Genomic DNA, 16,005 nt, shown 5'->3' on the forward strand with positions numbered 1-16,005 from the left:
CGTTTACGATGGAAGCTATGGAACATACCAGCGAAAAGGACAACGAGCTCGCGCAGCAGCCCACCGATCAAAGCGAGGTGCACTCGCAGCAGCCCGCCGCGGCCGAAGGGGTCCCGGGGGTTGCGCGCGAAGACGCCCCCGAGCAGGAGCTTGCCGCCGCGGCCGAGGGTTCGCCTGACGACACGCCGCGCCCGACGGTCATCGTAATGCACGCATCGGTCGGCTCGGGCCATCGCAGCGCAGCGAACGCCGTCGCCCAGGCGCTCGAGCTTCTGCGCGACGACCCCTCCCTTCGCGAGAGCGTCCCCTGCCCCGACGACCTGCATGTCGAGGTGCTCGACGTGCTCGACTTCGGCCGCATGCGCATGAACGGCGACAAGATGGCGTCGATGTTCACCGGTCCGACGCGTCCCATCTACGACCTTACCTGGCGCTATACCCTCACGGGGCGCCTTTTGTGGGCAGGCGGCACCGCCTGGTCGCGCATCATGTTCCCCCGCTTCACCGAGCACGTGCGCAAAACCCACCCCCTCGCCATCGTCTGCACGCACATCACGGCCGCCAACGTCGCCGTCGGCGCGCGCATGATCACCGGGCAGTCCTTCCCCATCGTCTGCGTCCCCACCGACTACGAGACCGAAGGACTGTGGCCTCATCTGCACAGCGACCTTTTCTGCGTCGCGAACGAATCGATGGCCGAGACTCTGCGCCCGCGCAAAGTTCCCGAAGATCGCATCACGATCACCGGCATTCCCGCCCGACCCGCGTTCCGTAAGACCTACGACAAGGCGGCGGGACGCGAGAAGTTCGGGCTGCCCCGGGACAAGCGCATCGTGTTGGCGCTCGCCGGCGCCTACCTCCCCACGCCCTACGTGCGTTTCCGCGAGGCGCTCGACAAGATGCTTCCCTACCTGCACCGTTTTAAGAACACCCACCTTGTGATCGTGGCGGGCGCAGATGCGGAATACGCCTCTCACCTGCGACGGGAATGCGACGAGCTGGGAATCCCGAACGCCACAGTGCTCGACTACGTGGAGGGCATGGCCGAGCTCATGGCCGCGAGCGATCTGGTGATCTGCAAGCCAGGCGGGCTCACCGTGACCGAATGCCTCTGCGCGAAGGCGCCGATGATCCTGCTCGGGCGGGCCTATGGCCAGGAGAACATCAACGTGCGCATGCTGACCTCGCTCGGCGCCGCCCTGCACGTGACGACCGCGCGCGAGCTCGTCGGCGCGATGGGGCATATCGACGCGAACCCCGCCATCGTGGAGGCGATGCTCACGCAAGGTTCCTACCTGCGCCGACCGAACGCGGCGCTCGACATCGCGCGCAACGCACTGCGCCTTGCCGCGGCCGAGCCGAGCACCGATACGCGCATGCGCAAGAAGCACTTCCTCCACTTTTATTGGGGACACACCCCCGCACACATCCGCTAACGCGCTCGGCATCGCGCCGAGATGGAAAGGAACAACCGAACAACCATGTCTTCATTCGACGAACTGGGGCTTAGCCCCAAGACGCTTGCCGCCGTCCGCGCCCTCGGCTACGAGGAGCCGACCCCCGTGCAAGAGCGCGCCATCCCGCTTGCCCTTAAAGGGCGCGACATCATCGCCGCCGCAAAGACGGGCACGGGCAAAACCGCGGCCTTCTCGCTTCCTTCGATGGACAAGCTCGGGCACGCGAAGGGCGAACGCGGGCCGCTCATGCTCGTCGTCACCCCGACACGCGAGCTTGCCGCGCAGATCGCGGAGGTTTGCGAGACCGTGGCGAAATCGACCCACCACCGCGTGCTTTCCGTCGTGGGCGGCGTGTCGTACAATCCGCAGATCAGCGCACTCAAACGTGGGACCGACGTGCTCATCGCCACGCCGGGACGCCTGATCGACCTTATGGAGCAGAAGGCAGCGCATCTCGACCGGGCGGAAGTGCTCGTGCTCGACGAGGCCGACCGCATGCTCGACATGGGCTTTCTACCGTCGGTGAAAAAGATTGTCGCCGCCACGCCGAAAACGCGCCAGACGCTTTTGTTCTCAGCCACCATCGACCGCTCGATCGAGGGTGTCGCGGGCGCGTTCCTGCGCGACCCCGAAGTGGTGGAGATCGCACACAAGGGCGAGACGGCCGACACGGTCGACCAGTGCATCGTGCGCGTGCCGCAGGTGCTCAAAGCCGACCTTTTGCGCGCGACGATCGCTGCATGGGGGCACGAGCGCGTCATCGTGTTCGCCCGCACGCGCAGCCGCGCCGATGCGACCTGCCGTCGTTTGAAGCGCGCTGGATACTCGGTGGAGGCCATCCACTCGAGCCGCACGCAAAACCAGCGCCGCCGCGCCCTCGAGAACTTCGCAGCTGGGACGACCGATATCTTGGTGGCGACCGACGTGCTCGCCCGCGGCATCGACGTCGACGAGGTGAACTACGTCGTGAACTACGATTTGCCCACACAGGCGGAGGACTACGTGCATCGCATCGGGCGCACGGGCCGCGCGGGTGCGAAGGGCCGCGCGATCTCGTTCGTCACGCCCGAGACGCAGGAAGCGCTCACCGACATCGAGAAGTTCACGAAGCGAGAGATTCCCGAGGTTCGCATCGAGGGCTTCAACGAGGAAGCGTGTGCTGTGGCTGCCGCCGAACGTGCCACGAAAGCCGCCGCGAAGCGCGACCCCGACATCGCCGAGGCGAAGCGCGAGATGGACAAACGCGAGAAGAAAAAGAAGAAGGCGCAGGCCCGCGCCGCCGAAGAGCGCGAAGAGGCCCGCGAGGGGAAGGGCGCACGCAAGGGTGGCAAACCCGCAGGTAAAGGTGGCAAGCAGAGTCCCAAGACGCACGACGGGAAGAAGACATCCCGCGCAAACGAGCAGCGCCCCCGCAAGAACTCGCCAACAACCGGCAAGGCCACCAATGATGCGAAGGCGCACGCCGAGAGCGCGCGAAAGAACGCGCAGACGCCAGGCGGGCACTCTCGCAAGCAGGCGAGCGGCGGGCAGTCACGCAAGCAAGCCCCGTCGCAGGGCGGAAGCGCGCGCAAGCAGACGGGAACCGCAAAGCCAAAGGGCGACTTCCGCCCCGGCCGCGCGCACCGCGCCGAAGTAGCGCGCCAGCACAGCAAACGCCGCTAGGCACTTTCGACTCTGGAGCGCGCGCCTATGCGCTCCAGAGGTAGCCGACACCTCGCACGGTTTCCAGGCGTTGCGCCAGCTCGGGGCCGAGTTTCGCGCGCACGCGCCTCACATGGACATCGACCGTGCGGCTACCGCCGTAGTAGTCGAAGCCCCACACGCGGCGCAGAAGCGCGTCGCGCGAGTACGTGCGGCCTGGGTGCGTCACCAAAAACGCAAGCAGCGCATACTCCAGGTACGTGAAGTCGAGCGGCTCGCCGTTCACCTTCACCTGATAGGTTGCCAGGTTAATCGTCATGTTGTCGACCGAGATGTAATCCGAGGTCGAGCTCTCATTGCCCGGCCACAGAAGCTGTCGGATGCGGGCGGCACACTCCTCCGCCGATGCCCCATGCACCACGAAGTCCGCCTTGATCTGCACGGGCAGGCGGAACTCAGAGAGCTGCGCCTCGTTCACGATGACGAGCATCGACGTGGATCCGTCTTCCACCAGAAGGGACTCGGCCTGCGATATCGTGTCGAGGGCATCGCCGCGCGCCTCGTAAATCACCAGATCATGCGAGGGATGTTGGGCGAGCAGTTTCTTGAACTGCGCAGACGACCCCGCCACCACATCGACGTCGAGCCCCGAGAGCACGGACTGGAACTTATGGGCGTTATCGAGGCTATCGGCGATGAAAAGAACCGTTTTCCTTTGCATCATGGCTCGACCTTTCCCGCGTAGAAGGCGCGCATGTTAGAGGACCTCGAGATAGCGATTGCGTTCCCATTCGGAAACGGTGCCCTGGTATTCGTTCCATTCGGCACGTTTCGTCTCCACCAGGTACCCGTGGATGTGCTCGCCAAGCGTTTTCTTCATAAGCTCGGACTCGGCGAAGAGCTCCACCGCCTCGCCGAGGCTTTCAGGCAGCGTGCGAACACCCTGTTTACGCAGGTCCTGTCGCGAAAGCTCAAACAAATCAAGGCCCTCGGTCGGGTCTTGCAGGGGCAGCTCCTCTTCGATTCCAGCAAGCCCCGCAGCGAGCATGCAAGCAAACGCGAGGTACGGGTTCGCCGCCGGATCGGGATTGCGAAGCTCTACGCGGCACGCGACCTCGCGGTTCGGGCGATACGCCGGAATGCGCACGAGCGTCGAGCGGTTACGCGCGCCCCAGGAGATATAGGTGGGCGCCTCCCCGCCGGAGACCAGACGCTTGTAGGAATTCACGTACTGGTTGGTGATGCAGCAGAATTCGGGCGCGTATTTAAGAAGGCCGGCAATGTAGTGTTTCGCCAGGTCGGAGAGGTTATAGCCAAGCGGATCGTTCGGATCGAAGAAGGCGTTGTTGCCGTCGAGGTCGAACAGGCTCTGGTGCACGTGCATGCCCGATCCGGGGGCGTCGGCCAGCGGCTTGGGCATAAACGACGCGTACACGCCGTGCTTCATCGCGATTTCCTTGACGACCAGCTTATAAGTCATCACGGCGTCGGCCATGGAAAGCGCGTCGGTGAAGCGCAGGTCGATCTCGTGTTGGGAGGGGCCGTTCTCGTGGTGGGAATACTCCACCGGGATGCCCATCTTCTCCAGGGTGAGCACCGTGTCGCGGCGCAGGTCAGAGGCGTAATCGAGGCTCGTCAGGTCGAAATACCCGCCATGGTCGAGCACTTCGGTCGAATGCTGGTCTTTGAAGTAGAAGAATTCGAGCTCGGGCCCGACGTTGAGCACGTAGCCCATGTCGAGTGCGCGCTCAACCTCGCGCGCGAGCACCTGGCGCGGGTCGCCTTCGAAGGGCTTGCCGGAAGGCGTGCGGATATCGCAGAACATACGGCCCACGGCATTGCTCTCAGGGCGCCACGGGAGCACCTGGAAAGTCGATGCGTCGGGGAAGGCGAGCATGTCGCTTTCGCGCGTGCGGCAGAAGCCCTCGACGCAGCTACCATCGAAGCCCATGCCGTCCTCGAAGGCGTTTTCAAGCTCGCTCGGGATGACGGCAAACGACTTCATGTTGCCGAGCACGTCGGTAAACCAGAAGCGGACGAAGTGGACATCGCGGCTCTTGATGGTCTTGAGCACGAAATCTTGTTCTGGATTCGATGACATGGCATATGCTCCTTGCGTTCGATCGTTCTCGGCGGTGTGCCCCGCACCGCGCGGACCCAGCCCTATCGCAGGCCGCGCCCATAAAATATCCTACTATTATATCGGGTTATGTTTCGAGGGAGTTAACAGTTTTGCAAATGCTTCGGCCCCTCGTCTTCCCCATCGGCGAAATAGCGAGACAGAGGGGCGTCGTTTTCCGTATATCGCGAATACCGATAGCCAGGCATTTGTTTTTCGAACTACCACTTATCACGCCCACGCGATACTATGGAGAACATCGAATGGAAGCGAACGCGTTCCCCCGAGGCAACGCGTCCCAGGAAAGGACATCACTAATGGCACTCAACTTCAAAAAGAAGAAAGCGGCGCTCGTCGCAACGCTCGCTCTCGGCGCAGTCCTCGCGTTCGGCCTGGCCGGCTGCGGCGCACAGGACGCAAGCTCCGACAAGTCGGCAAGCTCCGACGACAAGACCATCACGGTCGCGGCAACCCCCTCACCCCACGCGGAAATCCTGAACGACGCTGTGAAGCCGCTGCTCGAGAAGGAAGGCTACACCCTCGAGGTCAAGGAGTTCACCGACTACGTGCAGCCCAACACAGTGACTGAGGAAGGCGAAGTCGACGCGAACTACTTCCAGCACATCACCTACCTCAACAACTTCAACGAGGAGAAGGGCACGCATCTCGTGAGCGTTGCCGACGTCCACTACGAGCCGTTCGGCCTGTACCCGGGCAAGACCAAGAGCCTCGACGCCCTCGCTGACGGCGCGACCGTCGCCGTTCCCAACGACGCCACCAACGAAGCGCGCGCGCTGCTGCTGCTCCAGGACGCTGGTCTCATCACGCTGAAGGACGACGCGGGCATCAACGCCACCACGAACGACATCGTCTCCAACCCGAAGAACCTCCAGTTCAAGGAAGTCGAGGCTGCAACGGTTCCTAACATCGTCGCTGACGTCGACATCGCCTGCATCAACGGCAACTACGCCATCCCCGCCGGTTTCAAGACCACCGACGCGCTCGCAACCGAGTCCGCCACCTCGCTCGCCGCTGAAGCTTACGCGAATGTGCTCGTCGTGAAGGATGGCAACCAGGATTCTGATAAAATCAAGGCTCTTGTGAAAGCACTCACGTCCGACGAGGTTCGCACCTACATCAACGACACCTACGCCGGCGCTGTCGTCCCCGTGTTCTAAGGGACGCCCACAAAGGAGTTAGAAAGCGAATGATAGAGCTAGACCATTTGGAAAAGGTCTACCTCGCTCGCGAAGGCTCACATCGTGCCCTGCATGATGTGAGCCTTACCATTGGCGAGGGGGAGATCTTCGGCATCATCGGCCAATCGGGCGCGGGCAAGTCCACGCTCGTGCGCTGCATCAACCTGCTCGAGCGTCCCACGTCGGGGCGCATTCTCATCGATGGCGTCGATGTGACGAATTATCAAGGCCGCGACCTGCGGCGTCTGCGCGAGGGAATCGGCATGATCTTCCAGAATTTCAGCCTGTTCCAGCAGCGCACGGTGCTTGACAACGTGATGTTCCCGCTCACCATTCGCGGCGAGAAGAAGGATGCCGCCAAAAAACGCGCACTCGAGCTGCTCGACGTGGTCGATCTGGCCAACAAGGCGCAGCGCTATCCGAGCGAGCTTTCCGGCGGCCAACAGCAGCGCGTGGCGATTGCGCGCGCACTCGCGAACAACCCGCGCATCATGCTCTGCGACGAGGCAACGAGCGCGCTCGACACGCGCACGACGGTGTCGGTTTTGAACCTGCTCGCGAAAATCAACAAGGAACTCGGCGTGACGCTCGTGGTGATCACCCACTCCCTCGCCGTGGCGCGACATATCTGCGACCGCGTCGCCGTGATCGACGAAGGCGTCATCGTGGAAGAAGGCCCGACGCGCCAAGTGCTCGAGAACCCGCAAAGCGAGGCCGCCCGCGAGCTCGTTTCCTTCGACAGCCTGGAGGTGAAGTAGCCCATGTTCGATTTCTCCGCTTTCTTCGCCCAGTACGGCAACTTGTTTTTACAGGGCACGATCGACACGCTCGTCATGACGTGCGTAGCCACCATCCTGGCGTACGTCATCGGTATCCCCCTTGGCATTCTTTTGGTGGTGACCAGCCCGAACGGGTTGCGACCGAATCGCATTGTCTCGACAATCGTCGGGTGGATCGTGAACATCGGCCGCTCGGTGCCCTTCATTATCCTGCTCGTCGCGCTTATCCCGTTCACGCGCTTTATCGTGGGAACCTCGCTCGGCGTGCCGGGAGCCGTCGTGCCCCTCGTGGTGACAGCCGCGCCCTTCGCCGCACGTATGGTCGAGCAGAGCCTCGAGGAAACCGACAGTGGGCTTATCGAGGCAGCTCAGAGCTTCGGCGCTTCCACCTGGCAAATCGTGTGGAAGGTGTATCTGAAGGAAACGCTGCCCTCGCTCGTGCGCGGCGCGGCCATCACGTTCGTCACGCTGTTCGGGTACTCCGCCATGGCCGGCACCGTCGGCGCCGGCGGCTTGGGCGATATCGCCATCCGCTACGGCTACCAGCGCTTCCAGACCGACGTCATGATCTTCGCCGTGCTCTTGTGCGTCGTGCTCGTCATCGTGTTCCAGGCGATCGGCGACGTAACCGCGCGCAAAATTGACAAGCGCCGCAGGTAGAAGAGCGAGAACGGGGCGCGCCCTTAAATCACGACCCCATTGCAGTGGTCGATTTCGTGCTGGATGATCTGTGCCTCGAACCCCGAAAACGACTTTTCGCGCGGCGTGAAAGATGCGTCGAGATAGGCGACCTTGATACGCTTGTAGCGCGTGCAGGGACGCGCGCCCGTAAGCGACAGGCAGCTTTCCTCGATTTGATACTCGCCCGACGCCTCGAGGATCTTGGGATTGTACATGAGCACCGCGCCACCTGTGCACGCCGCCACGACGATACGCTTGCGCACGCCAATCATGTTCGCCGCAAGTCCCACGCATTCGCCCGCATGAGCCGCGAGCGTGTCGAGCAAATCCTGCCCGACGGCGGCATCAAGCGGCGTGGCATCGACACTCGGAGCCGAAAGCAGCACGGGCATCTTCACGATAGGACGAATCATCAGGCGTTCCTTTCAAAGGGTTGGGAATGCAGGGCTCAAGCACAGGTTGCCAGGGAGACGGCACAGGGGAAGCTCCGGTAGCAGCAGTCTGCTCACGCGAAAGCGCCCCGGTCTTAGTCGGGGCCTAGTTAGCTTCCTTCACGCCACCGTCTTCGGGCTCGACATAGACGCCATCCTGCTTGAAGATGACATAGAACGTGCGGAAGAATACCTTCACATCGAGCGCGAAGGACACGTGGCGCACGTAGTACACGTCGAGCTTCAGACGGTCGCGCCAGGGGAGCGAATTGCGCCCATAGACGGCGGCATAGCCCGTAATGCCAGGTTTGACCAGCAGCTTCTCTGCGTCATCGCCCTCGTAGAGCTCGGTTTCACGCCGCAAGTCGGGACGCGGACCCACCACACTCATGTCGCCTTTGAGCACGTTCAAGAACTGAGGCATCTCATCAATCGAGGCCTTGCGCATGAAGGCTCCAATGCGCGTCATACGCGGGTCGTCGGCGCCGTTGTAGGTCGAGCCGTCTTCCATCACCAGGTCAGGCGCGTTCACCTTCATCGAACGCAGCTTGTACATGGTGAAGTCGCGGCCGTTCTTGCCCACGCGCGGCGCATTGTAGAAGATAGGACCCTTGTCTTCGAAGTAGATGAGCGGAGCGCAAATCGCCACGATGATCAGCACAAACGGCAGCGCAACCAAACCGATGACGATGTCGCAGATGCGTTTCCCAAAGCGCAGGTACATCTAGCGCACGCCCCTCGCTGAGAGCTTCGCGAACACTTCGTGGCACATCTCGACTACGTAGTCCACATCGTCGTCGGAGAGCTTCGTGTGCAACGGCAGCGTGACCTCGTTTTCGAACTGCGCGAGCGCGTTCGGGAAGTCAGCGATGTCGAAGCCAAGATCTTTGTAGGCAGTGAGCAGGGGCAACGGCTTGTAGTGAACATTGCAGGCAACGCCTGTCTCCCCCATCTCGTTGATGAACGCGTTGCGGAACTCCTGCGAGGCGCCCTCGATGCGCGCGAGCATGAGGTGCCCCGACGACGCGAAATCATCCCCATAATGTTTGATCAGCGAGAAAGGCAAATCGGCCAGCCCGCGCTCGTAGCGCTCGACGATCTCGCGACGGCGCGCGAGAAGGCCTGGGTAGCGGCGCAGCTGAGCCAATCCGAGCCCCGCCTGCAGATCGGTCATGTTGCACTTCCAGCCGCAAAACGCCACGTCGTATTCCCATGCGCCGACGCGCGTTTTCGCAAGAGCGTCCTTCGTCTGGCCGTGAAGCGACAGCAGCATAAGCTCGCGATAGAGCTCCTCCGAGTCGAGCCCGGGGATATCGCGCCAGGTAAGCGCGCCACCCTCGGCAGTCGTGAGGTTCTTCACCGCATGGAAGGAAAACGACGTGAAGTCGGCCGCCTGTCCCGAATGAAGGCCATGGCGCACGGCGCCGAGCGAATGCGCACCATCTGCCACGATGGGCACGCGATCGAAGAGCTCCTCACGGGGCGTGCGCGGGCTCCACTTGCCGCTCACACTTTGAAGCACCGCGCGCAGGCGGTCGTAATCGCACATGACACCCGCCACATCGACGGGAATGACGGCGCGCGTGTTCTCGGTAACGAGACTCGCCACCTGGTCGTAGTCAATTTCGAAGGAACCAGGCGCCACGTCGCAGAGCACAGGCGTCGCGCCCACATGCACAATCGGGCTTGCTGACGCAGTATAGGTGTAAGCGCTCGTGATGACCTCGTCACCTGGGCCGATGCCGAGTACACGCAGGGCGCATTCAAGCGCTGCCGTCGCGGAATTGAAGCAAGCAAAACGCGTCGTGTGGCTGAATTCCGCCAAGTCGCGCTCGAACTGCTTGGTCTTCGGCCCGGTAGTGATCCAGCCGCTTCGAAGCGCGTCGGCCACTTCGTCGATTTCGGCCTGGGAAATATCGGGAGGAGAGAAGGGGATATTGCGCTTCACGTTCACGAACATGCCGTCCTTTCGTCGCCCTTTGCGCGCCGACGTCATATCGAGCACAACCGAGGGCAAACAATTCGGGCGCACTTTGCACCCAGGTTACTTCAAGCACTTAATTGTGCAACGAACCCGCCCGCTTGAAGTGCGATCAGAGCAAATTGCGTATCAATTCCACTATAGCCTGGTATGAATGAGCTTGGTCGAACTGGCGGCAAGCGACGTCGCGCGCCTTCGCCCCCATGATCTTGCGCGACGAGGGATGCGCGGCGAGTTTGCGAATTGCCTCGGCGAGCTCGTTCGGGTCGCCCGGGGCGACGTTCACGCCGAAGCCGTCCGCCTCCACCTTCGCGCAAAATTCGGGGCTCTCCCCCGTGTTGATCATGGGAATGCCCGCGGCAAGGTAATCGCCGATTTTCGTGACGATGCTCTGGGCAGCGCCATGCACGAGTGAGTTGACCGTGACATCGGACGCGACGAGCCATGCCGCCATGCGCTCGTAGGGGGTGTAGCCCAGGAAATCGACCGGCGCGCCAATCGAGCTCGCAAGCTCGGTGAGCTTATCGCGATCGGGGCCATCGCCCAGAATCTTCACGCGCAAGCCGCTCACCTGAGGTTTTGCAAGCTTAGCGGCCTGAATGAGAGTCGAGAGGTCGTAGCTTGCCCCAAGCGTGCCCGCGTACGTTACCCAGAATTCGCCCGCGGGCTTCACGATTGCGCTCGCATTCTCGCGCGCACCCTCGTCGAAGGCGGTGAGATTGTTCCCCACATACACCGTGGCGCGCGCGTAAGGCTCCTCGCGGTCGGCGGCGGGGCGCGCGGCGTACTCGTCGGAGGTCCCCACCGCGCCCGAAAGCAGCTCGTAGACGCGATGTGCATCGCGCGCGAACGGGCGGAAGGCGATATCGCTCACAACCGGCACGTTCACGACCATGCGCATGGCCTCGGGCCACAGGTCGTTCACGTCGGCGACGAAGGGAATGCCGCGCTCGTGCGCCACCTCCGCGCACACGCGGGCGACATCGTTGGGCGGAATCTCAGCGTAGATAAGGTCGAACGCGCGAGCATCGGCGGCGAATCGTTCCTCGAACATGCGGCGCAGATTCTTCGCAGCCTTACGATGGCTCATGATGCGCGCAAGGTCGAGGTTCTTCTTATAGCCGGGCTCGGGGATGAAGACGACGCGGTACGGGAGATCGCGATAGCACGCCTTCTCCGTGTCGCGCTGGGCCTTCTCCCAATGTTGAAACGACGAGGTGAAGAGCGTGACGTCAAAGCCTTCGCGCACGAGCAGCTCAGACAGGAAGCGGAAGCGCGTGTAGCCACGCGTTTCGTCGCCGAGCTTCACGCCCATGGTGACGACGGCGATGCGCTGCTTGTGGGCAGACGCGTGGTGGGTGTTCGATAGTGTGTCCATGGTTCGGAAGTATAGCAGCACCGACGGGGACACCCGCCCTCGAACTCGCGAAAGCAGGAGGATTCTGAAGGAAGAGGCGCGGCGGTCCTGGATAGGGCTCCCCGGACGACGAGCTCGCCGCCCGGGGAAAGAGCACCCCAGCCTCAGGTTTTGCGCCTCGGCCTAACCCTCGCTACCCCTTCGAGGCGTACACCACGTTATCGGCGGCGTTTTCCCAGGCGGGAAGCTTGAAAATGCGGAAACCCCGCTGTCGCAGCGCCTCGCATTCCCCTGCCGCGGTACCACCAACGGAAAGCGCTCCGTTCGGGCATGCATTCACACAGTACGGAAGCTCACCCGCCGTCAGCCGTCCACCGCAGCGCACGCAGCTCTTCGACCAGATGGGAATCCAGCTCATATGCAGGTCGGGCCACGTCCCCGCGGGGCGATCGATGCCTTCGCCGCTGCCTTCCGTGCGCACCGTCAGCCAGAATTTCTCATCGGGGAGGTTGTTCCCTACCTTGCAAGCAAGGGAGCAGGTCCAGCATCCTGTGCATCGCTGCAGATTAACCAGAATCGTCTTCTCATCCATGTCGCTCCCCCTATTCCTCGACCTTGCGCACGTCGCACGCACAGTCCCAAATCGTATCCCAAGCACCAGCCATGCCGCCGATGCCGCCAGTGCCGAACCCTGGCTGGAAGCCGCCGATCGCCCGCACGCAGCTATCCCAATGCTTGGACACATCGTTCAACGTATAGTCGCTGCCGAGCGCCGGGATGAGCTCGGAGTACATGCCGTCCTCGAACGCATCGTGACGCCAACCGAACCAGCACTGCACGGTTCCCGGAGGAATCTGCTGGTCAAGCTTCATCTCGATGGTCACGTGCCCTCGCTCGTTGTAAATCTCCACCTTATCGCCGTCTTTGATGCCTTCCGCCTGCGCATCCGCCGGGTTCATGCGGCCCGTCGGGTACCCGCCCGATAGGTCGGCCATGACCGGATCGTCAGTGAACATCGACTGCATGAAGAAGCGCTGGCGGCCGCTGAAGAAGTGGTACCTCCCCTTGGCGGTGCCGTTTCCCAAGCTCATCGGCGTGGGAGCCTCAAGCGGCTCGCGATAGGCTGCCATCTGCGCCCCGACGGGAAGCAGTCGCTCGCAGTAGAATTCGAGACGCTTGGAGGGCGTGTTGAACTGCAGTCCCATGAACGGGTCCCAATTCACCGGGGGCGTTGCCGCGCGCACGAGCTTCTCCTTCTTCAGGCGCTCGTAGGTCAGCGGCGGCTGGATGCCCGCGATCATCGGCCACTTCGACTGGATGCGCACCTCGATCCATTCCTCCGCCGTCTTGTCGAAGTACTCGCCCAAGCCCACACGCTTCGCAAGCTCACTGTAGAGGAACGTGGGGTCGCGCGCCTCGCCTTGCGGCTCGATCGCCGGCTCCTGCAAGACGATGTGGTTGTACGCCGCCGATGCCACCAGCTCATAGCGCTCGAACGGCATGCAGTCGGGCAGCACGTAGTCGGCATACTGGCCTGTGTCGGTCATCCAGATGTCCACGTCGACGATGAGCTCCATCTGCGGGAAGATCTCGTCAATCCACAAACCGCGGTTCGGGCAGTTGTGCACCGGGTTGCCGGCGATTACCCAAAACGCCTTAATCGGGTACGGCTCTTGGCTTTTCACCTGGTTGATGAACTCGTTTTGACGCAGCATCTTCGCCTTGTAGCCCTCGCGGCCAAGCGGCATGGTGATGGGCGTGTCGTTGAAAATCATCGGGAAACCGGCCGGCAGCATCTCGCTTGTGACGCCAGCACCAGGTCGGCCCAAGTTGCCTGTCAGCATGCCGAGCAGGTAGAACGAGCGATAGCTTTCGCCCTGGTTCTGATAGCGAAGCCCCAGCGCGCCGAAGATGTAGGCGTTCGGAGCGCTCACGTACTCGTCGGTTAGGCGCCTGACCACTTCGGGAGCGACGCCGGTGACGCCTTCCTGCCATTCGGGCGTATAGCTTGCCACATGCCCGCGCAGGCACGCGAACGCCGTTCTGCACGCCACGCCGCCGACTTCGTGCTCGCCATCGAGCTCCATATGCGCCACAGGAGACGCCTGCTCGCCAGGGGTCATGGGCATCGCCGCAGCCGCATCGACGTCCCACACCAGGTAGTTGCCGTCCGCGTCGCGAAGGAATTCGCCCGTATCGTCGCGCACGAGGAACGGTGCCACCGTGTAGGACAGCAGGAAATTCTCGTTGTAGCGCTTCTCCTGGATGATGAGATTGGCCATCGCAAGGGAAAGCGCTGGGTCGGAGCCTGGTTTCACGGGGATGAACTCGTCGGCGAAGCCCGCCGTGCCGTCGAACAGAAGCCCGATGTCGACGATTTTTGCACCGTTCGAACGTGCTTCGACCAGGTGCTTTGCAATGCGTTGCTGATTTTCGATGGGGTTGGCGCCCCACACGATGATGTAGTCCGACGTGTCGAAGTTCGCGGGGTCGGTCGTCATGTACTTGTAGAAGTCGCCCATGTCGAAGAACGCCGCGTAGAACGGCCCGTTGTCGAGCCCGTACCCCTGGATGGGGTCGGTCGCGCCCCAAAGCCCCATGAACCGCGAGCTCAGCACAGCGGCAAGCCCCTGCGAGGGAGGCACCGACGCCACCACATTCCACATCGCGAGCGATTCGGGACCGTAGTCATCGCGCAGCTGCAAAAGCTTCGCGGCGATCTCGTCGAGCGCCTGGTCCCAGCTGATTTCCTCCCATTTGCCCTCGCCGCGCTCACCTGCACGCTTCAGCGGATGCAGCAAGCGCTTCGGATTGTAAGGCTGCCTGCACGACATGATGCCCTTTTGGCAGATGTAGCCCTCGTTTTCCTCCGCGCCGGTATAGCTGGGCTTTTCGGTGCGAACGATTTTGCCATCTTTGACGATGGTCTTGATCGCGCAGAACTCGTGGTCGCCCCATCCGGGACAACACGTGTAGACGAACGACTCCCCTTGCGTCATGGCATAGCTCCTCTCGTATTTCTCCTACCTGGGCGATGCCCACCCCGATGGCCCGCTGCAAGATGCACCCAGCCTGCAGAGGGCTGGAAGGACGGCGCTCATTCACCCTGCGTTCATTATGGAAAGGTATAGCAGCAACCGAAAGAAGCCTATAATTGTCTTTTAGACAACGGTTGGTTGCATATGAAAGTGAGCACCTATGAACATCGAGACGATCCACTACTTTGAAGAGGTTGCTCGCGCAGAGTCGTTCTACGGCGCCGCAAAGCGACTCGCCGTGTCTCAACAGGGGCTGAACAAGGCGATCACCTCGCTTGAGCGCGAACTTTCGGCAAAGCTTCTCGAGCGAAGCCGCAAAGGCGTTACGCTGACGCCGACGGGAAAAAGCTTTCTCGCGTTTGCGCGAAAGGTAACCGCAGACTACGGGGAATTTCTCGATGCGCTCTACAACCCCGACGAGGAGCAGAAGCGGGAAGAGGACCCCTTCGATATCCATGTCACGCATTACTCGGCGCAGATCGCCTCGGCAACGCAGGCGTACGTCGATCTGCTCGCCAGATGCTCGTATATCGAGGAGCCTTTCGATAAAATCGTCTCGCGCACATGCCTGTCAGACGGCACTGACCTCGGGTTTGTTGACCTTCACGCCAACAGCGCCCTCGACCTCATCGCGAGCACGGAGCTTGCGTTCGACCCTGTCCTTCGCACGCAATTGGGAGTCGTGTGCCATGCAGCGTCATCGTATGCACGAAGAGAGTCCCTTCGTCGACGCGAGGTTGCAGGCGTACCCTGCGCGACGGACGCCTCGCGAGAAGCGGCGCAGCAGATGGAGTGGCTGTTTCGCGATTATCCACTGCAGAACGTGCGAATGAGCGTCGCAAGTCCGCGCATGCTCATCCGCTTCGTCCATTCGCGCGATGATGCTGTGGCCTTTCTCGACTCATTCAGCTACCACCTTGCGCTCAAAGACGCTGCCATGCCGACGGACGGCCTCGCCTTCGTGCCTCTCTCGACCCCAGAATCAATAAGCTACGTCGGATTTCTTTACCCCAAGCACATTCGGCAGAAGCCACGCGTGCGGTATGCTGTAAAAATGCTCGATCGATACCTTGAAGAGAATCACGCCGACTACCTGGGGGAATATCCGGTATAGAGGAAGCGCCGCCCCTGGCCTTTCCTCCTGCTGTCCTTCATCCTGCCGACCCTCTCCCCATCGCCCTTCTTCTCGCCGTCCCCCTTCTCGCCGCCTTTCTTTCCCCTGTCCTTCTTTTCGAAAAACGGGTGGCTCTATGTTAAACCACCGTTGACATGGGTGTCCCATCGGCGGCCCTCCCGAAAAGCAGGCTCCCCCTATCATGGGG

General features: G+C 62.0%; 14 protein-coding genes. 6 read left to right on the forward strand and 8 right to left on the reverse strand.

All coding sequences use genetic code 11. The features are described from left to right. Positions 1–17: 17 nt before the first annotated feature. Together Q0G85_RS05180 and Q0G85_RS05185 are read left to right on the forward strand one after the other, a co-directional pair. Positions 18–1,436 (forward strand): MGDG synthase family glycosyltransferase, encoded by a 1,419-nt coding sequence (locus Q0G85_RS05180; RefSeq protein ID WP_297155377.1) that lies wholly within the window; start codon positions 18–20, stop codon positions 1,434–1,436. Positions 1,437–1,481: 45 nt separating this feature from the next. Then, entirely contained in the window at positions 1,482–3,119 is a 1,638-nt protein-coding gene (locus tag Q0G85_RS05185; protein WP_297155378.1) for a DEAD/DEAH box helicase, read from the forward strand. 25 nt (positions 3,120–3,144) lie between these two features. Here the strand turns inward: Q0G85_RS05185 and Q0G85_RS05190 are convergent, their stop codons facing one another. Further along, the gene (locus Q0G85_RS05190; protein ID WP_297155381.1) at positions 3,145–3,822 is read right to left on the reverse strand and encodes a response regulator transcription factor; all 678 of its coding nucleotides are present in this window, start codon (positions 3,820–3,822) and stop codon (positions 3,145–3,147) included. 33 nt (positions 3,823–3,855) lie between these two features. Beyond that, positions 3,856–5,199, reverse strand: a complete 1,344-nt coding sequence (locus Q0G85_RS05195) for a glutamine synthetase family protein (RefSeq protein ID WP_297155382.1) — start codon at positions 5,197–5,199, stop codon at positions 3,856–3,858. A 335-nt stretch (positions 5,200–5,534) separates the two neighbouring features. Between Q0G85_RS05195 and Q0G85_RS05200 the strand changes: the two genes are divergently transcribed. The 3 genes from Q0G85_RS05200 to Q0G85_RS05210 are packed head-to-tail and all read left to right on the forward strand — an operon-like array spanning position 5,535 to position 7,855. Beyond that, positions 5,535–6,395, forward strand: a complete 861-nt coding sequence (locus Q0G85_RS05200; protein ID WP_297155384.1) for a MetQ/NlpA family ABC transporter substrate-binding protein — start codon at positions 5,535–5,537, stop codon at positions 6,393–6,395. A gap of 29 nt (positions 6,396–6,424) precedes the next feature. Then, positions 6,425–7,174 (forward strand): methionine ABC transporter ATP-binding protein, encoded by a 750-nt coding sequence (locus Q0G85_RS05205; protein WP_297155386.1) that lies wholly within the window; start codon positions 6,425–6,427, stop codon positions 7,172–7,174. 3 nt (positions 7,175–7,177) lie between these two features. Continuing rightward, positions 7,178–7,855: a methionine ABC transporter permease gene (locus Q0G85_RS05210; RefSeq protein ID WP_297155388.1), complete on the forward strand. Its 678-nt coding sequence runs from the start codon at positions 7,178–7,180 to the stop codon at positions 7,853–7,855. 23 nt (positions 7,856–7,878) lie between these two features. Here Q0G85_RS05210 and Q0G85_RS05215 read toward each other — a convergent pair whose 3' ends face one another. From Q0G85_RS05215 to Q0G85_RS05240, 6 genes are all read right to left on the reverse strand, one after another. Beyond that, positions 7,879–8,289, reverse strand: coding sequence for a peptide deformylase (locus tag Q0G85_RS05215; protein ID WP_297155390.1), 411 nt, complete (start codon positions 8,287–8,289; stop codon positions 7,879–7,881). Positions 8,290–8,413: 124 nt separating this feature from the next. Next, positions 8,414–9,031 (reverse strand): sugar transferase, encoded by a 618-nt coding sequence (locus Q0G85_RS05220; protein WP_297155392.1) that lies wholly within the window; start codon positions 9,029–9,031, stop codon positions 8,414–8,416. Next, positions 9,032–10,324, reverse strand: coding sequence for a DegT/DnrJ/EryC1/StrS aminotransferase family protein (locus tag Q0G85_RS05225; RefSeq protein ID WP_297155394.1), 1,293 nt, complete (start codon positions 10,322–10,324; stop codon positions 9,032–9,034). A gap of 76 nt (positions 10,325–10,400) precedes the next feature. Continuing rightward, complete coding sequence (locus tag Q0G85_RS05230) at positions 10,401–11,666, reverse strand: glycosyltransferase family 4 protein (RefSeq protein ID WP_297155396.1); 1,266 nt, start codon at positions 11,664–11,666, stop codon at positions 10,401–10,403. A 172-nt stretch (positions 11,667–11,838) separates the two neighbouring features. Continuing rightward, entirely contained in the window at positions 11,839–12,237 is a 399-nt protein-coding gene (locus Q0G85_RS05235) for a 4Fe-4S dicluster domain-containing protein (protein ID WP_297155398.1), read from the reverse strand. Between the two features lie 10 nt (positions 12,238–12,247). Further along, positions 12,248–14,644, reverse strand: a complete 2,397-nt coding sequence (locus tag Q0G85_RS05240) for a molybdopterin-dependent oxidoreductase (protein WP_297155400.1) — start codon at positions 14,642–14,644, stop codon at positions 12,248–12,250. A gap of 199 nt (positions 14,645–14,843) precedes the next feature. Between Q0G85_RS05240 and Q0G85_RS05245 the strand changes: the two genes are divergently transcribed. Continuing rightward, entirely contained in the window at positions 14,844–15,797 is a 954-nt protein-coding gene (locus Q0G85_RS05245) for a LysR family transcriptional regulator (protein WP_297155402.1), read from the forward strand. Positions 15,798–16,005: the final 208 nt, after the last annotated feature.

The organism is uncultured Ellagibacter sp., assembly GCF_934617235.1.
GTDB lineage: Bacteria > Actinomycetota > Coriobacteriia > Coriobacteriales > Eggerthellaceae > Ellagibacter.